Annotated in this window: 19 protein-coding genes; 6 read left to right on the forward strand and 13 right to left on the reverse strand. The window is 61.9% G+C overall.

What is annotated here, in order from left to right:
• Positions 1–41 precede the first annotated feature (41 nt).
• Positions 42–629: a GNAT family N-acetyltransferase gene (locus G9X64_RS11020; protein ID WP_171376556.1), complete on the forward strand. Its 588-nt coding sequence runs from the start codon at positions 42–44 to the stop codon at positions 627–629.
• Here the strand turns inward: G9X64_RS11020 and G9X64_RS11025 are convergent.
• A complete protein-coding gene (locus G9X64_RS11025) occupies positions 604–1,278 on the reverse strand; it encodes a hypothetical protein (RefSeq protein ID WP_168310744.1) in 675 nt (224 codons plus the stop codon). The genes G9X64_RS11020 and G9X64_RS11025 overlap by 26 nt on opposite strands.
• A 2-nt stretch (positions 1,279–1,280) precedes the next feature.
• Positions 1,281–1,589 (reverse strand): DUF3572 domain-containing protein, encoded by a 309-nt coding sequence (locus G9X64_RS11030; RefSeq protein ID WP_168310745.1) that lies wholly within the window; start codon positions 1,587–1,589, stop codon positions 1,281–1,283.
• Positions 1,590–1,722: 133 nt separating this feature from the next.
• Here G9X64_RS11030 and G9X64_RS11035 point away from each other — a divergent pair, with 133 nt between their 5' ends.
• Both G9X64_RS11035 and G9X64_RS11040 read left to right on the forward strand, forming a co-directional pair.
• The gene (locus G9X64_RS11035; protein ID WP_003547430.1) at positions 1,723–2,094 is read left to right on the forward strand and encodes a response regulator; all 372 of its coding nucleotides are present in this window, start codon (positions 1,723–1,725) and stop codon (positions 2,092–2,094) included.
• A gap of 18 nt (positions 2,095–2,112) precedes the next feature.
• A complete protein-coding gene (locus G9X64_RS11040; protein WP_168310746.1) occupies positions 2,113–3,486 on the forward strand; it encodes a PleD family two-component system response regulator in 1,374 nt (457 codons plus the stop codon).
• Positions 3,487–4,233: 747 nt separating this feature from the next.
• Here G9X64_RS11040 and rpmG read toward each other — a convergent pair.
• The 9 genes from rpmG to G9X64_RS11085 all read right to left on the reverse strand — a co-directional run bounded on the left by rpmG (position 4,234) and on the right by G9X64_RS11085 (position 15,969).
• Positions 4,234–4,401, reverse strand: a complete 168-nt coding sequence (rpmG, locus tag G9X64_RS11045; RefSeq protein WP_003547442.1) for a 50S ribosomal protein L33 — start codon at positions 4,399–4,401, stop codon at positions 4,234–4,236.
• A gap of 92 nt (positions 4,402–4,493) precedes the next feature.
• Positions 4,494–5,678, reverse strand: coding sequence for an MFS transporter (locus tag G9X64_RS11050; protein WP_168310747.1), 1,185 nt, complete (start codon positions 5,676–5,678; stop codon positions 4,494–4,496).
• Positions 5,679–6,036: 358 nt separating this feature from the next.
• On the reverse strand, positions 6,037–6,489 hold the full coding sequence (locus tag G9X64_RS11055; protein WP_168310748.1) for a DUF983 domain-containing protein: 453 nt from the start codon (positions 6,487–6,489) through the stop codon (positions 6,037–6,039).
• Positions 6,490–6,609: 120 nt separating this feature from the next.
• Entirely contained in the window at positions 6,610–8,982 is a 2,373-nt protein-coding gene (gene rnr, locus G9X64_RS11060; RefSeq protein WP_168310749.1) for a ribonuclease R, read from the reverse strand.
• A gap of 1 nt (position 8,983) precedes the next feature.
• Positions 8,984–11,638, reverse strand: a complete 2,655-nt coding sequence (gene topA, locus G9X64_RS11065; protein ID WP_168310750.1) for a type I DNA topoisomerase — start codon at positions 11,636–11,638, stop codon at positions 8,984–8,986.
• Positions 11,639–11,885: 247 nt separating this feature from the next.
• Positions 11,886–13,028 carry a DNA-processing protein DprA gene (gene dprA, locus G9X64_RS11070; RefSeq protein WP_168310751.1) on the reverse strand — a complete coding sequence of 381 codons (1,143 nt, stop codon included), beginning with the start codon at positions 13,026–13,028 and terminating at the stop codon, positions 11,886–11,888.
• On the reverse strand, positions 13,028–13,648 hold the full coding sequence (gene plsY / locus G9X64_RS11075) for a glycerol-3-phosphate 1-O-acyltransferase PlsY (RefSeq protein ID WP_168310752.1): 621 nt from the start codon (positions 13,646–13,648) through the stop codon (positions 13,028–13,030). Before plsY ends, dprA begins: the two co-directional genes overlap by 1 nt.
• Before the next feature lie 78 nt (positions 13,649–13,726).
• Positions 13,727–15,016, reverse strand: a complete 1,290-nt coding sequence (locus G9X64_RS11080) for a dihydroorotase (RefSeq protein ID WP_171376557.1) — start codon at positions 15,014–15,016, stop codon at positions 13,727–13,729.
• On the reverse strand, positions 15,013–15,969 hold the full coding sequence (locus tag G9X64_RS11085) for an aspartate carbamoyltransferase catalytic subunit (RefSeq protein WP_171376558.1): 957 nt from the start codon (positions 15,967–15,969) through the stop codon (positions 15,013–15,015). The genes G9X64_RS11080 and G9X64_RS11085 overlap by 4 nt, the downstream gene beginning before the upstream one ends.
• Before the next feature lie 179 nt (positions 15,970–16,148).
• Between G9X64_RS11085 and G9X64_RS11090 the strand changes: the two genes are divergently transcribed.
• Positions 16,149–17,807, forward strand: coding sequence for an acyl-CoA dehydrogenase family protein (locus tag G9X64_RS11090; protein WP_168310755.1), 1,659 nt, complete (start codon positions 16,149–16,151; stop codon positions 17,805–17,807).
• Between the two features lie 67 nt (positions 17,808–17,874).
• Here G9X64_RS11090 and G9X64_RS11095 read toward each other — a convergent pair whose 3' ends face one another.
• Together G9X64_RS11095 and G9X64_RS11100 are read right to left on the reverse strand one after the other, a co-directional pair.
• Positions 17,875–18,084 carry a type II toxin-antitoxin system VapB family antitoxin gene (locus tag G9X64_RS11095; protein ID WP_168310756.1) on the reverse strand — a complete coding sequence of 70 codons (210 nt, stop codon included), beginning with the start codon at positions 18,082–18,084 and terminating at the stop codon, positions 17,875–17,877.
• A 142-nt stretch (positions 18,085–18,226) separates the two neighbouring features.
• Positions 18,227–21,112, reverse strand: a complete 2,886-nt coding sequence (locus G9X64_RS11100; RefSeq protein WP_168310757.1) for a ribonuclease E/G — start codon at positions 21,110–21,112, stop codon at positions 18,227–18,229.
• 623 nt (positions 21,113–21,735) lie between these two features.
• Between G9X64_RS11100 and G9X64_RS11105 the strand changes: the two genes are divergently transcribed.
• Positions 21,736–23,007, forward strand: coding sequence for an N-acetylmuramoyl-L-alanine amidase (locus tag G9X64_RS11105; RefSeq protein ID WP_171376559.1), 1,272 nt, complete (start codon positions 21,736–21,738; stop codon positions 23,005–23,007).
• A gap of 375 nt (positions 23,008–23,382) precedes the next feature.
• Positions 23,383–25,842, forward strand: a complete 2,460-nt coding sequence (locus G9X64_RS11110; RefSeq protein ID WP_168310759.1) for a penicillin-binding protein 1A — start codon at positions 23,383–23,385, stop codon at positions 25,840–25,842.
• Positions 25,843–26,012: the final 170 nt, after the last annotated feature.

Raw genomic sequence — 26,012 nt, forward strand, 5'->3', positions numbered from 1 at the left:
CTTAAGCTTCCGAGTCACAAGACGGGCCGGGAGCTTTGCCTTTGGATAACGATCTTCGTTTCGAGCCGGTAACGCCAGAACGCTGGGACGATTTCGAAATCGTCTTCGGGCCACAGGGCGCCTTCTATAACTGCTGGTGCGTCGCGTTGCGTCTACCGCATGCAGTGAGGACGAAGATGGCGGCCGATGAGCGCAAGGCGCATATGCGGGGATGGATCAAGGCGGGTCCGCCGCCTGGCATCCTCTGTTATGCCGACGACGCGCCGGTCGCCTGGGTGCAGGTCGGGCCACGCCACGACGTACCGCAGTTCAATTCGCCGCGCACCGTCTCGCGGCCGCTGGAAGAGGGCGATGCGCATGATCCATCCATCTGGGCCGTCAGTTGCTTTTTCCTGCTGCCCAAACTGCGCGGCAAGGGAATGAGTCATCGTCTGCTCGCCGGCGCGATCGACCATGCGCGGCGCCAGGGCGCGCGGCTGCTCGAAGCCTGTCCGATCGATCATGTGAAGCAGTCGAAATCCGTGACGCTCTGCATCGGCTCGACGGTGATCTTCGATGCCGCTGGTTTCGAGACGGTAGCCCGGCGCAAGGACGGCCGTCCGCTCATGCGGCTGGAACTGAGTGCGTGAAGGTGCCGGAAACAAAATGCGCCTCGATCAGCTCGGCTGCATGCGTCCAGTCGGTGGCGCGAGTGATGTCGTCGGCGGCGGCCGGTGCGAAACGATGGACGGGCGAGTTCGGCATCAGGTGGATCAGCAGGCAATCGGCGACGTGATCCCTGACGGAATGCAGATTGCGCGCCATATCATCGATGAAGACGACGGGAAGGGAGCGGCTGGCATGCAATGCGTGAACGATCGGCCCCTTGGGTTGTTCGGAGGCAAGCAGCGGAAAGAGCAGGCCCATCCTGTCGAGCAGCCGACGGCGCTGGTCCTGGAATCGCGGCCGCATGGCCGTCAGGAAAAGCACATCGGCCTCTTCCGAAAGCCGGTCGAGCGTTTCGACGACGCGGTCGAGCGGCGTCTGCCACAGCTCTTGGGCCTCGAAGAATTCCTCGATCAGCCGGCTGACCTCTTGATCCTCGATCTCCACGCCGTCGGCTTGCGAGACGATGTTGCCGTGCAGCCGGAACGATCGCGGCAGAAACGCGTGGCCCTGGCTCTCAAGGAAAAGCTGGAAGGGACCGATGAACTGCAGCACGACGTCGTCGACGTCGCAGACGATCAACGGCCGTTCGCCGAGGCGGATATGCGAGATGTCGAGTTCCCCGGAGGTCACGGTCAGTATTCTCCGGAATCGAGGCCCGGTGAAGAGAAATGCCGCCAGGCCGCCGTCACGGTCTCCGGACTGATTCCGCTCGCCGCGCAGAAGGCCATCGCCGTCGGTTCGTGGTTCATCAGGAAATCCATCATGCCGGTGAGGAATCCGGGATCGTTGACGGCGTTGCGCACCTGGCCGGGCGCCACCCCTGTCAGGGCGAGGAAGCGGCCGAACATTTCCGGATCGTTGGCAAGCCAGCCAAGCACGGCGATCGCTGTCTCGTGCGGGTCGGCGGCCTGTTGTTTCGAAGTCTTGAAGTTGCTTTGCATTTCGCTGGGTAAGTTACCTTTTCTTCAACCAAATACCGGTAGCGTGCGCTATCGGTTTCACGGAGCTATTTGTCCGCATGTGCCTTTCTCATGGGACGAACCGCTGCGCGAACGGACGTAGGGACAGCTTGTCATGCCCAAACAGGTGATGATTGTAGAAGATAACGAGCTCAACATGAAGCTCTTTCGCGACCTCATCGAGGCGTCCGGTTATACGACGATCCAGACCAGAAACGGTATGGAGGCGCTCGATCTGGCGCGCAAGCACCGCCCCGACCTCATCCTGATGGATATTCAGCTTCCCGAGGTCTCCGGCCTTGAAGTCACGAAATGGCTGAAGGAAGACGACGAGCTGCATGTGATTCCCGTCATCGCCGTTACGGCTTTCGCGATGAAGGGCGACGAGGAACGGATTCGCCAGGGCGGCTGCGAGGCCTATGTTTCCAAGCCGATCTCGGTTCCGAAATTCATCGAGACGATCAAGACCTATCTGGGCGATGCCTGACGCATCGGAAAGACGCTGATGACTGCGCGAATACTGGTGGTTGACGATATTCCGGCCAACGTGAAGCTGCTCGAAGCGCGGCTGCTTGCGGAGTATTTCGACGTGATGACCGCAGCCGACGGCTACACGGCACTGGCGATCTGCGAGCGCAACCAGGTCGATCTCATCCTGCTCGACATCATGATGCCCGGCATAGACGGTTTCGAGGTCTGCGAGCGCCTGAAGGCCAGCCAGAAGACCGCCCATATTCCAGTCGTCATGGTCACCGCACTCGACCAGCCGACCGATCGCGTACGCGGCCTGAAGGCTGGCGCTGACGATTTTCTCACCAAGCCGGTCAACGATCTGCAGCTGATCTCCCGGGTGAAGAGCCTGCTGCGGCTGAAGACGTTGAGCGATGAGCTGCGCATTCGCGCCGACACCGCCCATACGATGGGGATCGACGACCTCACACGGGCAGGCGAGGGCCGCGCCGACGAGACTGCTCAGGTCCTGCTCGTCGACGGCCGCGCCAATTCGCAGGAGCGGATCATCAAGGCGCTGAAGCCCGTCGCCGACGTGCTTGCCCTCTCCGATCCGCAGGCCGCCCTGTTCGAGGCAGCCGAAAGCGCGTTCGATCTGGTTATCGTCAACGCCAACTTCGACGATTACGATCCGCTTCGCCTCTGCTCGCAGCTGCGCTCGCTGGAGCGCACGCGCTTCCTGCCGATCCTGATCATCACCGAGCAAGACGCTGACGAAATGGTCGTGCGCGCGCTCGATCTCGGCGTCAACGACTACATCATCCGCCCGGTCGATCCCAACGAACTGGTTGCCCGCAGCCTGACGCAGATCCGCCGCAAGCGCTATAACGACCGCCTGCGCGCCAGCGTCAAGCAGACGATCGAGCTTGCCGTGACCGATCCGTTGACCGGCCTTTATAACCGGCGCTATCTCGATAATCACCTGAACGTGCTCTTCAACCGTTCTATGGCGCGTGGCCGGCCGCTTTCGGTGCTGATCACCGATATCGACCGCTTCAAGCATGTGAACGACACCTACGGCCATGATGGCGGCGACGAGGTGCTGCGGGAATTTTCAAATCGCGTCCGTTCGACCATCCGCGGCGCCGATCTCGCCTGCCGCTACGGCGGAGAGGAATTCGTCGTCGTGATGCCCGACACCTCGCCGGAAATTGCCGCCGCCGTCGCCGAGCGCCTTCGTGCGGCGATCGAAAACGCTCCCTTCATGCTGAAGCATTCCGGGGCAGCGCTGAACGTCACTGCTTCCTTCGGCATCGCCTCGCGTATTGCGTCGGTACTGACCCCGGACCAGCTGATGAAACAGGCGGATCTGGCTCTTTACGAAGCCAAGAATACCGGCCGAAACCGTGTGGTTGCCGCGGCCGCGTAACGAATCACTTGCCGCCATATGCGCCATTTGCGGGTTTTCCACTGCGGTAAGCGAATTGTTACCGATTCTTAATTTTCGCCTGTGCAATGCAGGGCGAAAATTTCGTAACTCAATAGCCCAAAAATGGACTCGCCGCGTTGCCGCTGATGTGTTGCCGCGCGATAGTCTTGAGGGTGTCAAGTCGTAGCTCAAAATGAAATGAAGACTATAAAAAATGCCTGCCGCCAACACGGTCAAATAGATTGCGGCGACATCACCTCACGTAAGGGGAGGGGAGGCGTAAGTTGTTAAGTTATATTGTCGAATTTCTTGGAAGGGCGAAGCGCTACGCTTCGAGTTCAAGCAGAGCCGATAAATCTTTGTATGTCCCAAATCCGGACTTTTAACCATAGAATCAAGATCAGAAAATTCATCATTAAGAATTTGTTGATTTTCTTTCATTTTTGCGCAAATTATCGGCTCATAAGAGAAGCGCTCCCGTTGAGGAGTTGTCGATACCCCATGATGCTCAGGTCCGCCGCATCTCCTGGGTCGTGGGGTCGGTCGGCTAGTAGGCAAGTTATAGCGGTTCCTCGTGCCGTTTTGCATGCTGGCCGACCCCCTTTCACGAAAACGCCGCCACTTCCCGAAGATGGAAGGGCGGCGTTTTGTCTGTTTGCGCTATCATCTTTAAACCCACAAAGCCGGGCAATAAGAAACGCGCAACCCGAAGGCGCGCGTTTTTTTGAAATCCGTCAGGCCAAGTGATTACTTGATCTTGGTTTCCTTGAACTCGACATGCTTCTTCGCAACCGGGTCGTACTTCGTCTTAGTCATCTTGTCCGTCATCGTGCGGCTGTTCTTCGTGGTGACGTAGAAGAAACCGGTGTCGGCCGTCGACAGCAGCTTGATCTTGATTGTTGTAGCCTTGGCCATGGTCGTCCTGCCTTTAAGAAAATGAAAGCCGTGGAAGCCGGATGGGCTCCACGGCAAATCCTGGCGCGAAACTACGAATCCCGCCCGAAAAGTCAAGCCCGTTTTCGAATGAACATCAGTCTGATGCCTGAAAGAAGGGCGTAGAGGCCGAAGAAAGCGGCGATCGCCCAGGCAAAGCCATTATTTCCAGCGACATCGATCGCCGCGCCGATCGCCTGCGGCCCGGCCACGGTTCCCATCGCATAACAGAAGACGAAGGCGGCATTGGCCGCCGCAAGATCGGAGCCCGTCAGCCGCGAGCCGAGATGGCTGAGACCGACCGTATAGAGGCCTGAGACGCAGCCACCCCAGAAAAGCAGGAGCCCGGCCATCAGCAGCCAGTTGTCGACCAGCAGCGGCAGCATCATCGAGCCGATGAACCCCATCAACGCCATGCCGGCCAGCAGCGGCCGCTTGTCGCCGATGCGGTCGGAAAGCAGACCGAGCGGGATCTGAAAGATGACGTTGCCGACGCCCATCATGGTGAGCAGAAGTGCTGCCTGTGATTCGGTGAAATGGGCGCGCACGGCAAAGATCGGGAAAAGCGACAGCCCGCCCGCTTCGACCGCGCCGAAGATGAAGACCGCCGCCGTCGCCGTCGGCACCAGGAAAACGTAGCGCATGAAATGCAGCTCCGGTTTTTCCTCGAGCACCGGGCTTTCGTTACGGGCGATGAAGATCGGGATGGCGGCCAGCAGGATCGCGCCGGCGCCGATCAGGAAGGGGAAGATGCCGTCGCTGCCGAGGATCGAAAAGAGCAGTGGTCCGGCGGCGAAGCCAAGGGAAAGCACCGTCGCGTAGATGCCGAGCACGAAGCCGCGCTTGGAAGGCGGCGAAGCGGCGTTGATCCAGAATTCGGAGAGGATGAACAGCGTCGTCGTCGCGCCATGGAAGGCGAAACGCAACGGAAACCACATCCAGAAATCCTGGGCGTAGTAGAAACCCAGCGCGCTCAACGCCGAAATCAGCACGGCCCAGATCATTGTCGGCGCAACGCCATATTTATGGGCGAGCTTGGTGGTGATCGGTGCGGCGGCCATCGCCGCGACCCCGGCCATTGCCGTGTTAAGCCCGATCAGGGTGGACGAGATGCCGCGTTTTTCGAGGATGATGCTGAGGAGGGGCAGACCGAGGCCGATTGCTATGCCAACGGCTGATATGGACGAGATGGCTGCCACCAGAGAAGGCCAATGGATTTCTTCGACATCGCCCGGTGTGCCGGTTCTCGGCTGAGACATTTATCCATCCTTAGAGAGGTGCGCGAACGAATCGGCCGATCCCGTCAAATAGATAGACACAGGCGTGCCAAATCCAGGTGACGGATGCCGCTTCGCAGTATTTCCGATGTGAGTGACCATCTGCGGAATGTAAAGCCCGTTTGGGCAAGAAATGCTTACCATGTCAGGTCTTGAGGATCGTTGGCTCCCGCAATCGGGTGGTGGTCGGTGGAGGGCTGGCACTACACGTTAAATATGTCTGGAAGGTGAAAGCGCTAAAGCGTGTCGCGACCTTTCAGATTCGCTCTTCGCGCTTTAGGTCTTTGTTTTTACGCAAGTCGTTATCGCAAAACCGCTGCACACTTTTGCGCGACATGCTCTAATTCGGCCGGCCGGGGATGTCATAATCGTCCGGACCATCACTCTCGCTACCGAAGCCGTGCATGCGCAGCGCCCATTGCAGACCGATGACCCCGCCCTTGATCGGCTGGATCGAGGCAAGCGCGGTGATGACGGTGATCGGCGCCCAGATGGCCAGATGGACCCAGACCGGCAGCACGAAGGTCATGTCGATCAGCATATAACCGCCGACCACGACGTGGCCGAGCACCAGGATGACGATATAGGGCGGCAGGTCGTCGGCGCGTTGGTGATGCATCGCCTCGCCGCAGGCCGCGCAATGATCGACCGGCTTCAGGAAGGCACGAAAGAGCTTGCCATTGCCGCAGGCCGGGCAGCGGTTCATCAGCCCGCGCATGATGGAGCGCCCAAGTGGACGCTCGACCTCGGGCGTATCGCCGTAGCGGGCGGCTGGATCGGTCGGTGTGCTCATCGCATATTCCTCTTTCAGACCGAAAGCATCGGATTCATTTTGTGAACCACGTCCAACACCGGCGATCTGCGTTGTTGCCGCGTTTTGCCGAAAACCATCGTCGGCCTCCGGCACGATGCTTTAATGACGTCCGCGCGGCGGCCTCGTTCCGGGCTTCTTGCGGACCTGGCCTCTGTCGCGGCGGCCCGCCTTGTGGAAGGAGCGCACCGCCGCCGGCATTTCGCGGCCCTCGCTGATCATCTCAAAACGCAGTGCACCGGCAAGCGGGATCGCTTCGGCAAGTTTCACGGTGACGCTATCGCCCAGGCGATAGCCGAGCCCTGTTCGTTCACCCGAGAGTGCCTGATGCGCCTCGTCATAGATGAAATAATCGCTGCCGAGCGTGGATATAGGGACGAAACCGTCGGCGCCATAGTCCGGCAGAGAAACAAAAAGTCCTGATTTTGTCACGCCCGAGACCCGTCCGGCAAATTCCTCGCCGACGCGGCCGCTGAGGTGATGGGCGATCAGCCGGTCGACGGTCTCGCGCTCGGCTGCCATGGCCCGGCGCTCGAAGGTCGAGATTTCGGCGGCGATATCGTCGAGCGCCGCCTCTTCTTCGGGCGTGATGCCGCCTTCGCCGAAGCCGAGTGAGCCGACGAGGGCGCGATGCACGATGAGGTCGGCATAACGGCGGATCGGCGAGGTGAAGTGGGCGTACTTCATCAGGTTGAGGCCGAAATGGCCAATATTCTCCGGGCCATAGATCGCCTGGCTCTGCGAACGTAGCACCATCTCGCTCACCATGGTCTGATGCGGCGTGCCGTCCGCCTTCGCAAGAATGCCGTTGAAGTTGTTGGCGCGCATGTTGCCGCCCTTGGCAAGCGAGATGCCGAGCGTGGCCAGGAACTCACGCAGGATCTCCTGCTTGGCAAGCGTCGGCCCGTCATGGATGCGGTAGATCAGCGGCTGGCGTTTCTTTTCCAGCGTCTCAGCGGCGCAGACGTTCGCCTGGATCATCATCTCTTCGATCAGCTTATGCGCATCGAGGCGTGGCGGCACGACGACCCGGTCGACCGTGCCGTCAGGCTTCAGCAGGATCTTGCGCTCCGGCATATCGAGTTCCAGCGGCTGGCGCCGGTCGCGTCCGCGCTTCATTACCTCATATGCGTGCCAGAGCGGCTTCAGGATGGGCTCGAGCATCGGTCCGGTCTGATCGTCCGGCTTTCCGTCGACCGCTGCCTGCGCCTGCTGGTAGGAGAGCTTGGCGGCACTCTTCATCATGATGCGATGGAAAGTGTGACCGATCTTGCGGCCTTCGCCGGAAAAGCTCATGCGCACCGCAAGCGCCGGGCGGTCGACGCCTTCTTTCAGCGAGCAGAGATCGTTGGAGATGCGCTCTGGCAGCATCGGCACGACGCGATCGGGGAAATAGACGGAGTTGCCGCGCTTCAGCGCTTCGCGGTCGAGCGGAGAATTGGGGCGGACATACCACGAGACGTCGGCGATCGCGACGGTGACGAGCACGCCGCCGGGATTGTCGGGCGAGGGATCGGGCTCGGCATAGACGGCGTCGTCATGGTCCTTGGCGTCGGCGGGGTCGATGGTGATCAGCGGCACGTCGCGCCAATCCTCGCGATGCGACACGCTGGCGGGCCTTGCGGCCTCCGCCTCGGCGATGACGGCCGGCGGGAAGACATGCGGGATGCCGTGCGCATGGATCGCGATCATCGAGATCGCCTTTTCCGAACCGACGGAACCGACGACGGAAAGCACCTTGGCGCGCGGCAGGCCGAAACGGCCGAGACGGGCGATTTCGACTTCGACCAGATCGCCGTCCGTGGCGCCGCCGGTGAAGTCGGGATCGATCACCATCTCCTCGCCGCGCCGTTCGATCGGCAGCAGCCGGCCGCCGCCGCCCGGCGCCGTGCGGAAAACACCCATCGAGGCGCCGCGGCGCCTATCGATCACCTTGATGATCCGCGCCGTATAGGCCGGCCCGCCGCGATCGACAGCCGGGAAGATCTTCGCCAGGATGCGGTCGCCGAGGCCAGCAACGGGCGCCTTGCCCTTGCCCTGGCGGCCTGCGGGCGACTGCTGGCGGATGGCGACGGCGGGTGCGACGCCCTGGTCCTCCGGCCATTCCGCCGGCCGGCCGATCAGATCGCCATCCTTGTCGCGCGTGGTGATATCGAGAACGGTGACAGGCGGCAGCGCACCGGGCCGGATCAGCGACTTGCGGTTCTTCTGCAGCATGCCTTCCTGCTCGAGTTCCTGCAGCATGTGCTTGAGTTCGACGCGGTTGTCGCCCTTCAGGCCGAAAGCCTTGGCGAGTTCGCGTTTGGACGCTTTCTGCGGATGGTCGGCGATGAAGCGCAGGATCACCTCGCGCGAAGGCAGCGCGCCGTGGACGATGTTCAGCGGCTCGACGGCGGGGGCATCCTTGCCGGCGCGGCCGATCTTGCCCGGACGCTTGCCCGCAGGGTTCGTTCTGTCGCGCGGTATCCTGCTCACGTCAGCTCTTTTTCGATTTCGCGGGCGCTTTCGCCTTTGCTGCCTTCGGCTTGGCGGCCGTCTTGGTGGCCTTGGCTTCGGCGGCTGCCGCCTTCGGCTTGGCTTTCGCCTTGGCCGCCTTGCCGACCGGTGCCTTGCCGGCCTTTTCGACGATCAGCGCGAGTGCCTCCTCGACGGTGATCGCCTGCGGATCCTTGCCCTTCGGCAGTGTCGCATTGACCTTGCCCCAGTTGACGTAAGGGCCGTACTTGCCATCGCGAACGGTGATGGGGCCGCCATCAGGATGATCGCCGAGCGTCTTCAGCGCCGCCGGCGTACCGCGCGCGCCTCGGCCAGGCCCCTGGTTCGCCTTTTCGGCGATAACAGTCACGGCACGGTTGAGGCCGACCGAGAACACGTCCTCGATGGTTTCCAGATTGGCGTAGGAGCCGTCATGCAGGAGGAACGGCCCGTAGCGACCGATACCCGACGAAATCATCTTGCCCGATTCGGGGTGTTTGCCGATATCGCGCGGCAGCGAGATCAGCGCCATCGCCTTTTCATAGTCGATCTCCTCGGGCTTCCAGCCCTTCGGCAGCGAAGCACGTTTGGCTTCTTTGCCGTCGCCACGCTGGACATAGGGGCCGAAGCGGCCGGAACGCAGCGTCAGCTCCTCGCCGGTCGTCGGATCGGTGCCGAGGTTCTTCGGCTCGTTGAGCGCGGCACCGTCCGCTTCCCCTCCGTTTTCGGAGGAGAGCTGGCGGGTGTAGTTACATTCAGGATAGTTCGAGCAGCCGACGAAGGCACCGTATTTGCCGAGCTTCAGCGACAGGTTGCCGGTCCCGCAGACCTGACAGATCCTTGGATCGCTGCCGTCCTCCCGTTTCGGGAAGACGAGGGGTGCCAGCGCCTCGTTCAGCGAATCGAGCACGTTGGTGACGCGCAGTTCCTTGGTGTCCTCGATCTGGGCGAAGAAATCCTTCCAGAAATCGCGCAGCACCTGCTTCCAGTTCAACTCGCCGGCGGAAATCCGGTCGAGCTTTTCCTCGAGATCGGCGGTGAAGTCGTATTCGACATATTTGGTGAAGAAGCTTTCGAGGAAAGCAGTCACCAGCCGGCCCTTGGCCTGCGGGATCAGCTTGCGCTTGTCGATCGTCACATAGTCGCGGTCGCGCAGCGTCGCAAGCGTCGCGGCATAGGTGGAGGGGCGGCCGATGCCGAGCTCTTCCATCTTCTTGATCAGCGAGGCTTCCGAATAGCGCGGCGGCGGTTCGGTGAAATGCTGCGTCGAATTGATCTTCTGCTTGGCGAGCGCCTCGCGCGCATTGATCTCCGGCAGGCGGCCATCCTCGTCGCCGTCGTCGCTCTGCTCGCCATCCTCCTTCTGGTCGGTATAGGCGGCGATGAAGCCGTCGAAGCGGATGACCGAACCGACGGCGCGAAGCCCGGCCTTCTCACCCTTGTTGTCGGCGGTGATTTCAGCCGTCGTGCGCTCGATCTCGGCCGACGCCATCTGGCTGGCAATGCCGCGCTTCCAGATCAGCTCGTAGAGCCGGATCTGGTCGGCATCGAGGAATTTGCGCACACGATCGGGCGAGCGGTAGAAATCCGTCGGGCGGATCGCCTCGTGCGCCTCCTGGGCGTTCTTCGCCTTGGTGGAGTAGAAGCGCGGCTTTTCCGGCATGTAGCGCTCGCCGAACTGGTCGACGATGGCGTTGCGCGCAGCATCGATCGCCTCGGGCGCCATCTGCACGCCGTCGGTTCGCATATAGGTGATGAGACCGACCGTCTCGCCCCCGATATCGACACCCTCATAGAGTCGCTGCGCGATCTGCATGGTGCGCGAGGCGGAGAAGCCGAGATTGGAGGAGGCTGCCTGCTGCAGCGTTGAGGTCGTAAACGGCGGTCCCGGGTTGCGCTTGACCGGCTTCGCCTCGACCGTATCGACGACATAGCTCGCACCTTCGAGCAAGGCCTTGAGCCGGCCGGCATCCTCACCGTTGCCGATTGCGCGCGGCTGCAACCGTTTGCCGTTCGCCGAAACCAGTCTTGCTTCGAACTCGTCGCCGCGCGGCGTCTTCAGGAGCGCCGAGATGTTCCAGTACTCTTCGGAAATGAAGCGCTCGATCTCGGATTCGCGGTCGCAGACCAGGCGAAGCGCCACAGACTGAACGCGGCCGGCCGAACGTGCGCCGGGCAGCTTGCGCCACAGCACCGGCGAAAGATTGAAGCCGACGAGATAATCAAGCGCGCGGCGCGCGAGATAGGCATCGACCAGCGGCACGTCGATGTCGCGCGGATCCGCCATCGCGTCGAGCACCGCTTTCTTGGTGATCGCATTGAAGACGACGCGCTTGACCGTTTTGCCGTTCAGTACGCGCTTCTTGTTCAGCATGTCGAGAACGTGCCACGAAATCGCTTCGCCTTCGCGATCCGGGTCAGTCGCGAGAAACAGGCCATCGGCGGACTTCACCGCGTCGGCAATGTCCTTCATCCGCTTGGCGGAGGCGCTGTCGACCTCCCAAAGCATTTCGAAATCCTGATCAGGAAGAACTGAGCCGTCCTTGGCAGGCAGATCGCGTACATGGCCGAAGGAGGCGAGCACTTTGTATCCCGGACCCAGATACTTATTGATCGTCTTGGCCTTGGCAGGCGATTCCACCACTACAACATTCATGATGATTCTCTAAAAAGGAAACGACGCCAGCGTTGAAGCCAGCGCGACACACACCGCAACATGGATATCGGCCCTCCGACATGGACAGGGAAATCGCCGCGGTCAAGGGGTTTGCTACAATTTTACCTCTTGCGTCCTCTGCAGCCAAAGGAAGAATATTGGAAAAATACAATCCCAGATAGGTTGCAAGGTTTTCGACCTAGGGTTCGGCAATGCGCAAAGCCACGGCCTGATGTCGTCCCCAGGTTCAATCGGAAAGCGAGACGAGGCCACCCTGATGCCGGTGCAGCCTGCCTGATATATCGAGTTCCAGAAGGATGAGATAGACCGCGGATGCCGACAGGCCGGTATGGCGGATCACGTCGTCGATCTCGACCGGCGTCGGCCCGAGCGCATCGATGATGCGGTTTCGATCGGAATCGCCGGGCGGCACCGACATTGCCTTGCCGTCAGGCGCCGGTTCCTCCACCATCGATGACGGGAACAGGTCGAATTGTGCAAGCGGCGCCAGGGCCTCGACGACATCGGCGGGTGCGGTGACGATCGAAGCGCCGTCCTTCAGCAGGCCGTTGGTGCCATGGCAGCGCGGATCGAGCGGCGAGCCGGGCACGGCAAACACCAGGCGGCCGAACTCGCCGGCAAGCCGCGCCGTGATCAGCGAGCCCGAACGCGTCGCCGCTTCGATGACGACGAGGCCGAGTCCGATGCCGGCGATCAGCCGGTTTCGGCGCGGGAAGTCGCGGGCGCGGGGTTCCCAGCCGAAGGGCATCTCGCTCACCGCCAGGCCATTGCCACTGGTTATCTCTTCGAGCAGGCCGATATTCTCCGGCGGGTAGGGCTGGTCGAGGCCGCCGGCGAGTGCTGCGATCGTGCCTGTGTCGAGGCTTGCCCGGTGGGCTGCGGTATCGATGCCGCGCGCCAGGCCGGAGACCACGGTATGACCCGCCCGGCCGCAGTCGCGCGCCACCATCGCCGCGAATTTCGCGCCCGCGATCGAGGCGTTGCGCGAGCCGACGATGCCGACGGCCGGTCGTTTGGCGGCCGCAAGCGCGCCCTTGACGGCCAGAAGCGGCGGCGCGCCGTCGATCTGCTTCAACGCTTGCGGATAGTCCGGCTCACCGATGCCGACGAAGCGGGCACCGAAGCGACGGGCCGCCTCTAACTCCCGATGCGCCTCGGCCTCGCTGGCGATGCGGATTGCCCGCGTGGCGCCGCCACGCGCCGAAAGCTCCGGCAGCGCGGCAAGCGCTGCCTCGGCCGAGCCGAAGTGATTGATGAGGTCGCGAAAGGTGGCAGGGCCGATATTGTCGGAACGAATGAGACGCAGCCAGGCAATTCTTTGCCGCTCTGTCAGCACTACGCCTTTTGATTCGGCGCTCAGCGCATCCATTATCCCTTTGCCCCGATCTTGCTTTCCGTCCCGCCCATCAGGCGCGAAATATTCGCCTTGTGCTTCCAGTAGGAGATGAGGGTCATGATCGCCATCACTGCCGCAACCTTTTCGTTGCCCAGTATCCACAGCGCTACCGGAATGACAAGCATGGCAACCAGCGCCGACAGCGAGGAGTAGCGGGTGGTGAAGGCGACCGCCAGCCAGACGGCGGCGAAGAGCACGACCATGATCGGCGCGACGCCGAGCAGAGTGCCGATATAGGTGGCGACACCCTTGCCGCCCTTGAAGCCGATCCAGACCGGGAAGAGATGGCCGATGAAGGCGAAAAAGCCGGCGATGATCGCGGCCTCCTCACCGAGGAAATAGCCGACGACCCAGGCCGCGGCCGATGCCTTCAGTGCATCGAGGAGCAGTGTCGCCGCGGCGAGCATCCGGTTTCCTGTTCTCAGCACATTGGTCGCGCCGATATTGCCGGAGCCGATGCTGCGCACGTCGCCGAGGCCGGCGGCGCGCGTAAGGATCAGGCCGAACGGGATCGAGCCGAAGAGATAACCGATAATAGCGGCGGCAAGCGCGATCGGCAGCGTGATCTGCCATGACATGAGATTGGATAACATATGCCCCCTCAGCCTCTTCGTGGCCTATCCTTGAGTCAGCCTTCTCCCGCTGGGGGATGGACGGCGATCCTGTCGGTTCTAAATTGCGTGGACAAGCTTTCCCGAGACGTATGTCTCGACCGCCCGCCCACTGAAGCGCGCATCCTCGAACGGCGTATTCTTCGAGCGGGAGAGAAGCATGTCTTTGGCGACAAGCCAAGGCTCATCGAGATCGACCAGCGCGATATCGGCCGCAGCGCCCGGCTTCAGCGTGCCGGCATTCAGGCCGAAAATCTGAGCGGGGCGGGTCGACATAGCGTCGATCAGGCGCATCAGGCTCACCTGGCCGCCATGATGAAGTCTGAGCGCTGCCGCCAGCATGGTTTCGAGGCCGATTGCGCCATCCTCTGCCTCGCCGAAGGGCAGGCGCTTCGTATCGACATCCTGCGGGTCGTGCGAGGAGACGATGATATCGATCGCACCGCTCGCAACGGCGTCGGCCATCGCCACCCGGTCGTCTTCCGGGCGCAGCGGCGGATAGAGCTTGAAGAAGGTGCGGTATTCGCCAATGTCGTTTTCATTGAGCGCCAGATTGTTGATCGAGATGCCGCAGGTCACCTTGGCGCCGCGGCTGCGGGCGCGCTCGATCGCCTCGACCGATTCCGGCACCGAGATCATCGCGGCGTGATAACGGCCGCGCGTCAGCTGCGCGATCCTGAGATCGCGTTCGAGCGGGATGAGCTCGGCTTCCTTTGGAATGCCGGAAAGCCCGAGCCAGCTGGCGAAAAGCCCCTCATGCATGACGCCGTTGGCGCCGAGATATTTGTCGCGCGTTTCGCAGGAGACGACGGCGCCGAATTCGCGCGCATAGGTCATGATCCTGCGCAGCACCTGCGTGTCGTGGACGCTGGAATGAGCATCGGTGAAGGCGACGGCGCCCGCCTGCATCAACAGTCCGATCTCCGTCATCTCTTCGCCGGCAAGGCCCTTGGTGATGGCGGCTGCGGGATAGACGTTGACCGCGGCCGTATCTCGCGCCGTCTTCTTGACGAATTCGACGAGCGCAATGTCGTCGATGATCGGATCGGTGTCCGGCATCATGATGATCGAAGTGACGCCGCCGGCCGCTGCCGCCCGGCTCGCCGAGGCGATCGTCTCGCGGTGTTCGCCGCCGGGTTCGCCGACATGGACGCGCGCATCGACAAGGCCGGGCGTCGCGACAAGGCCCGTGCAGTCGCGGATGACGGCGCCTTCCGGTGCGCCCTGGTTCTGCGCCTTGTGACCGGCGGCGAGAATCACGCCGTTTTCGGCAATAATCGTCCCGATTTCGTCGAGATTGCGCGATGGGTCGATGATACGGACGTTCTTGAGGACGATCGGGTTGCTCATGCCATCATTCCATCGCTTCGGGGGCCCTGGTTCTGCGAGACGAGCAGCGTCTCCATGACGGCCATGCGCACCGCGACCCCCATTTCCACCTGTTCGGCGATGACGCTCTGCGGTCCGTCCGCCACTTCCGAGGCGATCTCGACGCCGCGGTTCATTGGGCCTGGATGCATGACGAGCGCATCATCCTTCGCTGCCTTCAGCGTTTCGGCGTCGAGTCCGTAGAAGTGATAGTATTCGCGCACCGAGGGCACGAAGGCGCCGGACATGCGCTCGCGCTGTAGCCGCAGCATCATCACGACGTCGGCGTCCTTCAGCCCGTCCTTCATCGAATGGAAGACCTCGACGCCCATCTCGGCGACGCCGGCAGGCAGGAGGGTCGCTGGCGCAACGACACGGACGCGGGCGCCCATCGCATTGAGCAGCAGGATATTGGAGCGCGCCACCCGTGAATGCAGCACGTCGCCGCAGATCGCCACGATGATGCGCGAAAGCTTGCCTTTGGCACGGCGGATCGTCAGCGCGTCGAGCAGCGCCTGGGTCGGATGTTCATGCTGCCCATCACCGGCATTGACGACCGAGCAGGAAACCTTCTGGGCGAGAAGGGCGGCCGCACCGGCGCTCGAATGGCGGATCACCAGCACGTCGGGGCGCATCGCATTCAGCGTCATCGCCGTATCGATCAGCGTTTCGCCTTTCTTGACCGAGGAATTGCCGACCGACATGTTCATGACGTCGGCGCCGAGCCGCTTGCCGGCAAGCTCGAAGGAGGCCTGCGTGCGGGTCGATGCCTCGAAGAAGAGGTTGATCTGCGTCAGCCCGCGCAGCGTCGACGTTTTCTTCTCTCTCTGGCGGCTGATCTTGACGGCCTCATCGGCCTTGTCGAGAAGATAGGTGATATCCTGCTCGGTGAGGCCCTTGATGCCGATGAGGTGGCGGTGGGGGAAAAAGACCATGACCCTGCCTCTTGCTGTCTCTGGCGGGTCTATAAAGAGTGCTGCCCGCCGGGGCAAGCATGTGCTGTGGGCAAAGGCTTATGTCCCCATGCATTTTCGCCAAAATTCCGATAGAGCAGAATGAACCGAATCATAACTTCCGGTTTCCCTTTGCCGGGTTCTTACACTAGAAGCGAATTATGACCTCCGCCAACCGGACTGACGACAAACTCGCAGAACTCAACCAGCCGAGCCTGTGGTCCGGCATCAACGCCTATCGATCCGATCCTCTGATCGTCGACCTGACGGCAGCCCTGCCGCGCGGCATCCGCGAAGACCTGGAAAACATTGGCCGCTACGTCACCTCGCCAGAGGCGCAGGAGATGGCACGCATGGCAAACCAGGGCGCGCCGCAGCTGCGAACCCACGGTCCGCGTGGCGAGCGCCTCGACGTCGTCGAATTTCACCCCGCCTGGCATGCGCTGATGCGCCGCTCCATGTCGGTCGGCCTGCATTCCTCCGTCTGGGATCCCCAGGCCGATACCGAAGCCAAGGACGAGGCCCACAAGGTTCGCGCCGCGCGGTTTTATCTGACGTCGCAACTGGAATCCGGCCATCTCTGCCCGCTGACGATGACGAGCGCCTCCGTTGCGGCACTCTCGGCTTCGCCCGCGGTGCAGAAGGACTGGGCGCCAAAAATTCTCTCGCGCAAATATGATTCGTCGAACAAGCCCGCCATGCAGAAATCCGCCGTGACCATCGGCATGGGCATGACGGAAAAGCAGGGCGGCACGGATGTGCGCGCCAACACGAGCACAGCCGAAAAAGTCAGCGAGGGCATCTACCGGCTGTCCGGGCACAAGTGGTTCATGTCGGCGCCGATGAGCGATGCCTTCATCATGCTAGCGCAGACGAAGGAGGGCATGGGCTGCTTTCTCGTGCCGCGCCTTCTGGAGGATGGTTCCGCCAACGGGCTGCAATTCCAGCGGCTGAAGGACAAGGTCGGCAACCGCTCCAACGCCTCTTCCGAGGTCGAGTTTACAGACACGTTCGGTTTCCTGCTCGGTGGTCCGGATGCCGGCGTCCGCACTATCCTCGACATGGTGACGTTGACCCGGCTCGACTGCGCGCTGGCCTCGTCAGGCATGATGCGCGCCTCGCTCGCCGAAGCTGTGCACCACACCCGCGGCCGCAGCGTCTTCGGCAAGATGCTCGTCAACCAGCCGATCATGACGCGCGTGCTCGCCGACATGGCGCTCGATGTCGCCGCCGCGACGGCACTGTCCTTCCGTCTTGCCGACGCATTCGACAAGGCGCGCGGCAATGCCGAGGAAGCGGCCTATGCCCGCGTCATGACGCCGGTCGCCAAATACTGGTGCTGCAAGATCGCGCCCGCGCTGATCTACGAGGCGATGGAATGCATTGGCGGCAACGGCTACATCGAAGAGCGCCCGATCGCCCGCCATTACCGCGAAGCTCCGGTCAACGCCATCTGGGAAGGCTCCGGCAACGTCATGGCGCTCGACGTGCTACGCGTGCTCAACCGTGGCAAGGATCTGTTCGAAACGGTCTTCGCCGGCCTTGCCCGCGATCTCGGCCCTGCCGGTAAGAAGACCATCGACGTGCTGCGCGCCGCAATCGCGCTCTGCGAACAGGATGAGGGCGCCGCGCGCCTGCTCGTCGAACAACTGGCGCTCGCCGCCGGTGCTGCTGAACTCTATCGGCTGGGGGCAGGGCGCATTGCCGATGCCTTTATCGAAACGCGTCTTGCCGGCGGCTGGCGCTCCACCTACGGCATGCTCGATTCCCGCTTCGACGCGAGCTACATCGTCGACCTGCTCTATCCCCCGGCCGCCTGATCGCAAGCAGGGTCAGGCGATCCTGAGGCTGAGACGCTCGGCCATCGGATTGAACTGTCGACGACGATCACCTTGTTTCGTCCAACCGGTCGCGACGTATCTCGTCAAGGTCGCCCTCCCAGCCGATCCTCGCGAGATCTGCAATCGCATTTTTCCGCCGGTGTTTCTCGACAAGACTTCGCAAAGCCTGCTCGACAGTGGCCTTTTTCGTCGCCAACCCCGCGGCGGTCATTGCCGCGTCGAGCAAGGCATCATCGATATCGATATTTGTCCGCATGATCGCGCCCCATATGTGATCATCATAAATGATACACACCCACGTCACGGCGGTTAGCTCGGCGACGATGCCGTCACCATAAACGAAAATCCGGCCGCGTCGCCGCGGCCGGATATCAATGCTTGCGTCCGAAAATTAGCGTTCAGAAGAAGCCACGGCGCTGCCACCAACCGGCTTTCTTCGGCTTGCCGTCATCGCCTTCGCCATTCTCGACGCGGGTGGATTTCACCGTTGGCTCGGAGGAGGAGATGTTGGATTCGCGGTTGGCGCGAACCGGCTTTGCTTCTTCCTGGGCATCTTCTCGAGCGACCGTTTCGAGATCGGCGGAGGCTTCCACCAATTCCGGTTCGGCCTCGACCGCAGGGGCCGTCTCTGCAACCGGTTCCTCGACCGGCGCTGCGGCTGGTTTGCGGCGGCCGCGGCTGCGGGCGGGCTTCACCTCTTCGGTTATGACAGGCGCACTCTCGACGGCTGCCATCGCAGCCTGGCCTTCGTCGGCCTGTTCGGCTATCGCCTCGACCGCTACGGCTTCGCTCGGAGCGCCGTCGTTCGAAACGTCGTCGCCTTCGTCCTCGTCGCCGCGATTGTCTTCACCGGCTTCGCCAGCCGTCAGTTCGGAACCATCCTCGGCGCGATTGCGACGGCCGCCACGCTTGCCGCGACGGCGGCGCTTGCGGCGCTGCGACTCCTCGCTTTCGGCGCGTGTCTCGGGCGCAGCTTCGGTGTTTTCATCACCTTCGCCGCCCTCGTCGTCGCCGTCCTCATCCTCGTCGCCGGCTTCGCCTGCCGCGGATAGCGGCTGTTCGGCATTGCCGTTGCGGCCGCGGCGGCGCCTGCGGCGCTTGCGCTTGCGGTTGCCGTCAGCTTCGCCTTCCGCGCGTGCCGCGACGGGCCGCTCGGAAACGACCGGCTTTTCCTCGAGTTCCTCGTCTTCCTCCTCATCCACTTCGATGACGATATCGTCGTCGTCATCCTCGGGAATGGCTGCGAAGTTGAAGAGGGTTTCGATCTTGACCGGGTTTTCCACCGGCTCGCCGCGATCGATCGCGAAATGTTGCGCGCCGACCGAGCCGTCCGCATCGATAATGATCGCGACGCCGAAGCGGCTCTCATAATCGACGATCGTCTGGCGCTTGTGGTTGAGCAGGTAGAGCGCGATGTCAGGCGTGGTGCGCACGGTGATGTTGTGCGTCGTGTTCTTGAGCAGATATTCCTCGATGCCGCGCAGGACATGCAGGGCGACCGAGGACTGCGAACGCACATGCCCGCTGCCGCCGCAATGCGAGCAGACCTGCGTCGTCGATTCGAGAACCGAAGCGCGGATGCGCTGGCGCGACATCTCGAGCAGGCCGAAGTGCGAGATCCGGCCGACCTGGATGCGGGCGCGGTCGTTCTTCAGGCATTCCTTCAGCTTCTTCTCGACGGCGCGGTTGTTGCGCTTCTCTTCCATGTCGATGAAGTCGATGACGATCAGGCCGGCAAGGTCGCGAAGGCGAAGCTGGCGGGCGACTTCGTCTGCAGCCTCAAGATTCGTCTGCAGCGCGGTGTCTTCGATCGAATGTTCGCGGGTCGAGCGGCCGGAGTTGACGTCGATCGAGACCAGCGCTTCGGTCTGGTTCATGATCAAGTAGCCGCCGGATTTCAGCGTCACCTGCGGCTGCAGCATGCGGTCGAGCTGAGCCTCGATGCCGGAACGTGAAAAGATCGGATGGATGTCGCGGTAGGGCTGAACCACCTTGGCATGGCTCGGCATCAGCATCTTCATGAAGTCTTTCGCTTCACGATAGCCTTCTTCGCCGGAAACGATGACCTCGCTGATATCCTTGTTGTAGAGGTCGCGGATCGAACGCTTGATCAGCGAGCCTTCCTCATAGACGAGGCAGGGAGCGGTGGACGCCAGCGTCAGCGTGCGCACATTCTCCCAGAGGCGCATCAGATATTCGAAGTCGCGCTTGACCTCGACCTTGGTGCGGTTGGCACCGGCGGTGCGAAGGATGACGCCCATGCCCTGCGGCACCTCGAGCAGGCGCGCAATTTCCTTCAGGCGCTTGCGGTCGGCAGGATTGGTGATCTTGCGGGAAATGCCGCCGCCGCGCGCCGTGTTCGGCATGAGGACGGAATAGCGGCCGGCAAGCGAGAGATAGGTGGTAAGGGCTGCACCCTTGTTGCCGCGCTCCTCCTTGGCGACCTGCACGAGCAGGATCTGGCGGCGCTTGATGACTTCCTGGATGCGGTACTGCTTGCGCGGCTTGCGCTGCACGCGGTCCGGCACCTCTTCCATCGCGTCTTCGGCGCCAACGGATTCGATGACTTCCTCTTCGCCGTGATCGTCATCATCATCGTCATCATCGTGGCGACGCTTGCTGGTATCGACGTCCTCGGAGATCGAGTCGGTTTCCACCATTGCGGCCATCGCGCCGCCGGTCGAACCGTCATCCTCATTGTCGACACTTGAAGCGCCTTCGGCTTCGACGTCTGTGGGAACAGCGTCCTCGGTCGCGGTCGTTTCGGCAACCGGTTCTACCACCTTCTTGCGGCTGCGGCGCGGCCTTGCCTTCTTGGCCGGCGCTTCCTCGGCGGCCTCGGGCGATGCCGCGGCTTCTACCGCTGCGGTCTCTTCCGTTACGGCAGCCGTTTCCGGTGCCTCTGCCGGGACAATGCCGACATCCGGCTGATCCTGCTTGGAAAGATCGACCATCGGCGCGGTTTCGACATGCTCGACGTCTTCGTCGCGGCGATGCTCCTCGGCTTCGGCCCGAAGCAATGCCTGACGGTCGGCAAGCGGTATCTGATAATAGTCGGGATGGATTTCGGCGAAGGCCAGGAAGCCGTGCCGGTTGCCGCCATAATCGACGAAGGCGGCCTGCAGCGAGGGTTCGACCCTCGTTACCTTTGCAAGATAGATGTTGCCGCGGATCTGCTTCTTGTGCTGGGACTCGAAGTCAAATTCTTCTATGCGGTTCCCGCGAACGACAACGACGCGCGTCTCTTCCTCGTGAGACGCATCGATAAGCATTTTGTCTGCCATGTAAGCTGTGCTCCTCGGCGTGGCCGCAAGAGCGCATTCCCGACTGCTGTTGAGACAGAAAGAATGCGGTCCGCAGTGGCCGCGCCGGATAATGAAAGTCGCGCCTGATGCGAGGGGGAGGGCAGCAGCCAGACCGCAACCGGAACCATTTCGGTCCGGGGCCTGTGCACTTCAGATAAAACCTGCTGCGAAACCATCAACAACCAAGCGTGATCGACAAATACGAAGACCCGTTCGGGTCCGATGAGTTTGCTCCCTGAGAGCGTGGTGGCTGATCCACCAATGAATTCCGACAATAAGCCGGAAAATCAGGATCCAGTTCTAGGGATAAGCGCATGAGACGGCGGACGATGACCGGTGTGGCGCCAGGTCCTGATCTGGCTGGCAGCCTTTGCGGCGACTCTATCCCGTCAACACTTTACCCTGAAATTCGTTGTATGTTTTCTGTGTCACAATAGCAAGGGAAAAGCCAAATGTGCCATAATATTGATGGATTTCGCAACGCATAGAAGCTGGGGATAAAGTGATCGCGATTCGGCAGGCTGCAGCGGGTGTTTCGTCACAGGACGTTGGCTGCAGCCGCGTCGGGTCCATCGCAATGCAGATAGGGTGTGGGCGGTTTATTGTTTAAGAGGGCTCGGATCGCGGCGAAATCCGCAGCGCGGCGATCGACATTCGCAAGGCGGGTTCTGGCGGCGCTTTTGGCCGCTAGTCTGCTGCCGGCCGCTGCCAGCTCTGTCGAGGCCAGGGATCCGCTGCTTGCCTATGGCGCGCGCATCGTCGGCGACGATGCAAGGACCCGCATCGTCATCGATTTCGATCGCGAACCGCGTTTCTCCGTCCACTATATCGCCAATCCGGAACGCATCGTCGTTGACTTGCCGGCGACCGCCTTCGGTTTTCCGGCGAAGGATCTTGCCGCCCGCGGCCTGTTCAAGGATATCCGCTACGGCAAGATGGACGAAGAGAGCGCCCGCATCGTGCTGACGACGGCAGGGCCGGTGAAGCTGGCGCTTGCCAAGGTGCAGGCCGATGAGACGGGCAACGGCCATCGCCTGGTGCTCGATGCGGAGATGATCGACAAGAAGGCCTTTGCCGAACTGGTAAAGACGCAATCCTGGAACGATCGGGCCTGGAGCGATCGGACTGGAGCGGCGCAGACGACGAGCGCCATTCCGGCACCGCAAAAGGCTGCTCCCGGCGATTTCGTTATCGCCGTCGACGCCGGCCATGGCGGCATCGACACCGGCGCGATCGGCGTCGACACCAAGACCGAGGAAAAGCAGGTGACGCTTGCCTTCGCCAAGGCTTTGACCGACCGGCTGAACAAGGAACCGGGCATCAAGGCTTTCCTGACGCGCGAGGATGACGAGTTCCTGTCGCTTTCGCAGCGTGTGCTGATCGCCCGCCAGAACCACGCCGGCCTCTTCATTTCGCTGCATGCCGATACGCTGAAGCAGAAGGATATCCGCGGCGCGACCGTCTACACGATCTCCGACAAGGCATCCGACAAGCTCGCCGCCGACCTTGCCGAACGCGAAAACCTTTCCGACCAGATCGCCGGCAAGGAGACGGTTGCCGAGCCGCCGGAGGTTGCCGATATCCTGCTCGATCTGACGCGGCGCGAGACCCAGGCCTTCTCGATCTCGCTGGCCGAGAGTGTCCTGAATTCTTTCAAGGATCAGGTCGGCACCATCAACAATCCGCACCGTCATGCCGGCTTCCGCGTGCTGCAGGCCCCCGACGTGCCGTCGATCCTTCTCGAGATCGGGTTCCTCTCGAATGCCGAGGACGAGAAACTGCTGCTCGACGAGGTCTGGCGCGGCAAGATCGCCGGTCTCTTGACCGACGCAGTCAAGCGATACCGCGCCGCCGTCATGGCGAATGGCGGCTGACGGTCGCCGCCTAAAAATCTGTAGCGGTTGCGGCACGGCGGCCCGCATAAAAACAAAGATTCATAAAAACAAAGATTTAAGTGCGCCGCATGAATCAAATTCTGAGCAAGATGTCTAGATTGGCGGCGGCGACGGGCGTTGCTTGGATGTGACAGTTCTAATGAAACGCGGCCGCAGCGGTGAATGCGGCGCAGACAGCCCTATTTTGCTCACATTCGCGCCGTTACTCCGGCTTATGTTTCGTAAGCCTTGAGCGCGGAATCGGCTTGTGGCGGTAGCGCTCATAGAGTAAGTCGCGCAACGTGCAAATTGCCTTGATCTGTGCAATCGTTGCGGCTGCGCCGATTGAAGATCGAAAAGACCGGTAGCTGAAATATGGTTAGACTTTTTGGATATTTCTTCGGAATGGCCTGCGTCCTGTTTCTGGTCGCGGCGGCGGGTGTTGCCATCTATCTCGCCAATGTCGCGAAGGATCTCCCGGACTACGCCGTTCTGAACAGCTATGCGCCGCCGGTGACCACCCGCGTCCATGCCGGCAACGGCGCTCTGATGGCCGAATACGCCAAGGAAAAGCGTCTCTTCCTGCCGATCCAGGCCATTCCCGACCGCGTGAAGGCGGCGTTCCTGTCGGCCGAAGACAAGAATTTCTACAATCACCCGGGCGTCGATCTCACAGGCCTCGGCCGCGCAATTCTCGTCAACTTGCAGAATTTCGGTTCCGGCCGCCGCCCAGTCGGCGCCTCGACCATCACCCAACAGGTGGCCAAGAACTTCCTTTTGAGCTCGGACCAGACGATCGACCGCAAGATCAAGGAAGCGATCCTTTCCTTCCGCATCGAGCAGGCCTACAGCAAGGACAAGATCCTCGAACTCTACCTGAACGAGATCTTCTTCGGTCTGAATTCCTATGGCATCGCTGGCGCAGCACTCACCTATTTCAACAAATCCGTCACCGAACTGACCGTCGCCGAAGCCGCCTATTTGGCATCTCTGCCGAAGGGTCCTGCCAATTATCATCCGTTCCGCCATCCGGAAGCTGCGCTGGAGCGCCGCAACTGGGTGATCGACCGCATGGTCGAGAATGGCTATGTCAGCCAGAGCGACGGCGAGGAAGCCAAGAAGCAGCCGCTCGGCGTCACCGCTCGCACCACCGGCCCCTCGCTCTTTGCTTCGGATTATTTCGCCGAAGCCGTGCGCCGCCAGCTGATCGACCAGTACGGCGAAAAGGTTCTCTATGAGGGCGGCCTTTCGGTGCGCACGTCGCTCGATCCGCAGATGCAGCTCGCTGCCCGCAAGGCGCTGCAGGACGGCCTTGTCACCTATGATGAGCGCCGCGGTTTCCACGGCCCGATCAAGCAGATCGATGCAAGCGGTGATTGGGGCAAGGCGCTAGCCGATATCCCCGCACTGTCCGACGTTCCGGAATGGCGGCTTGCCGTGGTACTCGCCGTGTCCGACTCGACGGTCGACATCGGCCTGCAGCCGGCCAAGGATGGAAGCGGCAAGGTTGCGGCCGACCGTCAGCGCGGCACGATCGACGCCAAGAACATGCAATGGGCCTTCCGTTCGGCCGACGGCGCCCGCAAGACCACGAAATCGCCGGTCGGCGCCGTGTCCCCTGGTGACGTCGTCTATGTCGAAAGGCTCGGCGACGACGCGTCGACCTCCTATCGCCTGCGTCAGCCGCCGAAAGTGCAGGGCGGCCTGGTCGCCATGGATCCGAAGACCGGCCGCGTGCTCGCCATGGTCGGCGGCTTCTCCTATGCGCAATCCGAATTCAACCGCGCCACCCAGGCGATGCGCCAGCCGGGCTCCTCGTTCAAGCCTTTCGTGTACGCGGCGGCGATGGACAATGGTTATACGCCGGCTTCGGTCATCATGGACGCGCCTATTGAGATCGTCTCGGGCGGCCAAGTCTGGAGGCCGGAAAACTACGGCGGCGAATCCGGCGGGCCCTCGACGCTGCGTTCGGGCATCGAGCATTCGCGCAATCTGATGACGGTGCGCCTCGCCAACGATCTCGGCATGAACATCGTCGCGGAATATGCCGAGCGCTTCGGCATCTACGATCACATGCTGCCGGTTCTCTCCATGTCGCTCGGCGCCGGCGACACGACGGTGCTGCGCATGGTCTCGGCCTATTCGGTCATCGCCAATGGCGGCAAGCAGATCAAGCCGACATTGATCGACCGCATCCAGGACCGCTACGGCAAAACGATCTTCAAGCATGAGGAGCGTCTCTGCGAGGGCTGCAATGCCGGCGACTGGCAGAACCAGGAAGAGCCGAATGTCGTCGACAATCGCGAAACCGTTCTCGACCCGATGACCGCCTACCAGATCACCTCGATGATGCAGGGCGTCATCCAGCGCGGCACCGCCGCCGGCAAGATCGATCTCGGCGGTCGCGACGTCGCCGGAAAGACCGGCACCACCAACGACGAGAAGGATGCCTGGTTCGTCGGCTTCACGCCGGATCTGGTCGCAGGCCTCTATATGGGCTTCGATACGCCGGGCCCGCTCGGCCGCGGCGGCACCGGCGGCGGTCTCTCCGCGCCGATCTTCAACGAATTCATGCAGGCTGCCGTCAAGGATACGCCGGAATCGAAGTTCGTCATTCCGGCCGGCATGAACCTGATTTCGATCGACCGCAAGACCGGCATGGCGGCTGGCGAAGGCGATCCGAACACCATCATCGAGGCCTTCAAGCCCGGCACCGGCCCGGCCGACAGCTTCTCCGTGATCGGCATGGACAGCACCATGGCGCCGGAAGAGATCCTGAAGACCTCGCCGCAGGCAAACCAGGCCGTCCAGACCGGCACGCCCGGCCTGTTCTGACCGAGGCCTGAATTTTGCACGCCCGCCACGGCCCTTTACATCCGCGGCGGGCGTCTCTAGAGCAATTCCAGCAAAAGTGCATAGCGGTTTTGCCGGGAAAAGCGCAAAGCGACTTTCCCAGGGAATTGCGCGAAACCAAAAAAGATAGAGCATCTCCGTGGCTCGGGGAA

It is taken from the genome of Rhizobium sophorae, from assembly GCF_013087515.1.
GTDB classification, from domain to species: domain Bacteria; phylum Pseudomonadota; class Alphaproteobacteria; order Rhizobiales; family Rhizobiaceae; genus Rhizobium; species Rhizobium sophorae.

Excerpts from the sequence above, each read along its gene's own strand:
- G9X64_RS11055 (WP_168310748.1), bottom strand. The coding sequence starts at position 6,489 with ATGAGCACACCGACCGATCCAGCCGCCCGCTACGGCGATACGCCCGAG.
- dprA (WP_168310751.1), bottom strand. The coding sequence starts at position 13,028 with ATGGATGCGCTGAGCGCCGAATCAAAAGGCGTAGTGCTGACAGAGCGG.
- topA (WP_168310750.1), bottom strand. The coding sequence starts at position 11,638 with ATGAATGTTGTAGTGGTGGAATCGCCTGCCAAGGCCAAGACGATCAAT.
- G9X64_RS11110 (WP_168310759.1), top strand. The coding sequence starts at position 23,383 with ATGGTTAGACTTTTTGGATATTTCTTCGGAATGGCCTGCGTCCTGTTT.
- G9X64_RS11095 (WP_168310756.1), bottom strand. The coding sequence starts at position 18,084 with ATGCGGACAAATATCGATATCGATGATGCCTTGCTCGACGCGGCAATG.
- G9X64_RS11040 (WP_168310746.1), top strand. The coding sequence starts at position 2,113 with ATGACTGCGCGAATACTGGTGGTTGACGATATTCCGGCCAACGTGAAG.
- G9X64_RS11050 (WP_168310747.1), bottom strand. The coding sequence starts at position 5,678 with ATGTCTCAGCCGAGAACCGGCACACCGGGCGATGTCGAAGAAATCCAT.
- G9X64_RS11090 (WP_168310755.1), top strand. The coding sequence starts at position 16,149 with ATGACCTCCGCCAACCGGACTGACGACAAACTCGCAGAACTCAACCAG.
- G9X64_RS11085 (WP_171376558.1), bottom strand. The coding sequence starts at position 15,969 with ATGGTCTTTTTCCCCCACCGCCACCTCATCGGCATCAAGGGCCTCACC.
- G9X64_RS11080 (WP_171376557.1), bottom strand. The coding sequence starts at position 15,016 with ATGAGCAACCCGATCGTCCTCAAGAACGTCCGTATCATCGACCCATCG.
- rpmG (WP_003547442.1), bottom strand. The coding sequence starts at position 4,401 with ATGGCCAAGGCTACAACAATCAAGATCAAGCTGCTGTCGACGGCCGAC.
- G9X64_RS11030 (WP_168310745.1), bottom strand. The coding sequence starts at position 1,589 with ATGCAAAGCAACTTCAAGACTTCGAAACAACAGGCCGCCGACCCGCAC.
- plsY (WP_168310752.1), bottom strand. The coding sequence starts at position 13,648 with ATGTTATCCAATCTCATGTCATGGCAGATCACGCTGCCGATCGCGCTT.
- G9X64_RS11035 (WP_003547430.1), top strand. The coding sequence starts at position 1,723 with ATGCCCAAACAGGTGATGATTGTAGAAGATAACGAGCTCAACATGAAG.
- G9X64_RS11100 (WP_168310757.1), bottom strand. The coding sequence starts at position 21,112 with ATGGCAGACAAAATGCTTATCGATGCGTCTCACGAGGAAGAGACGCGC.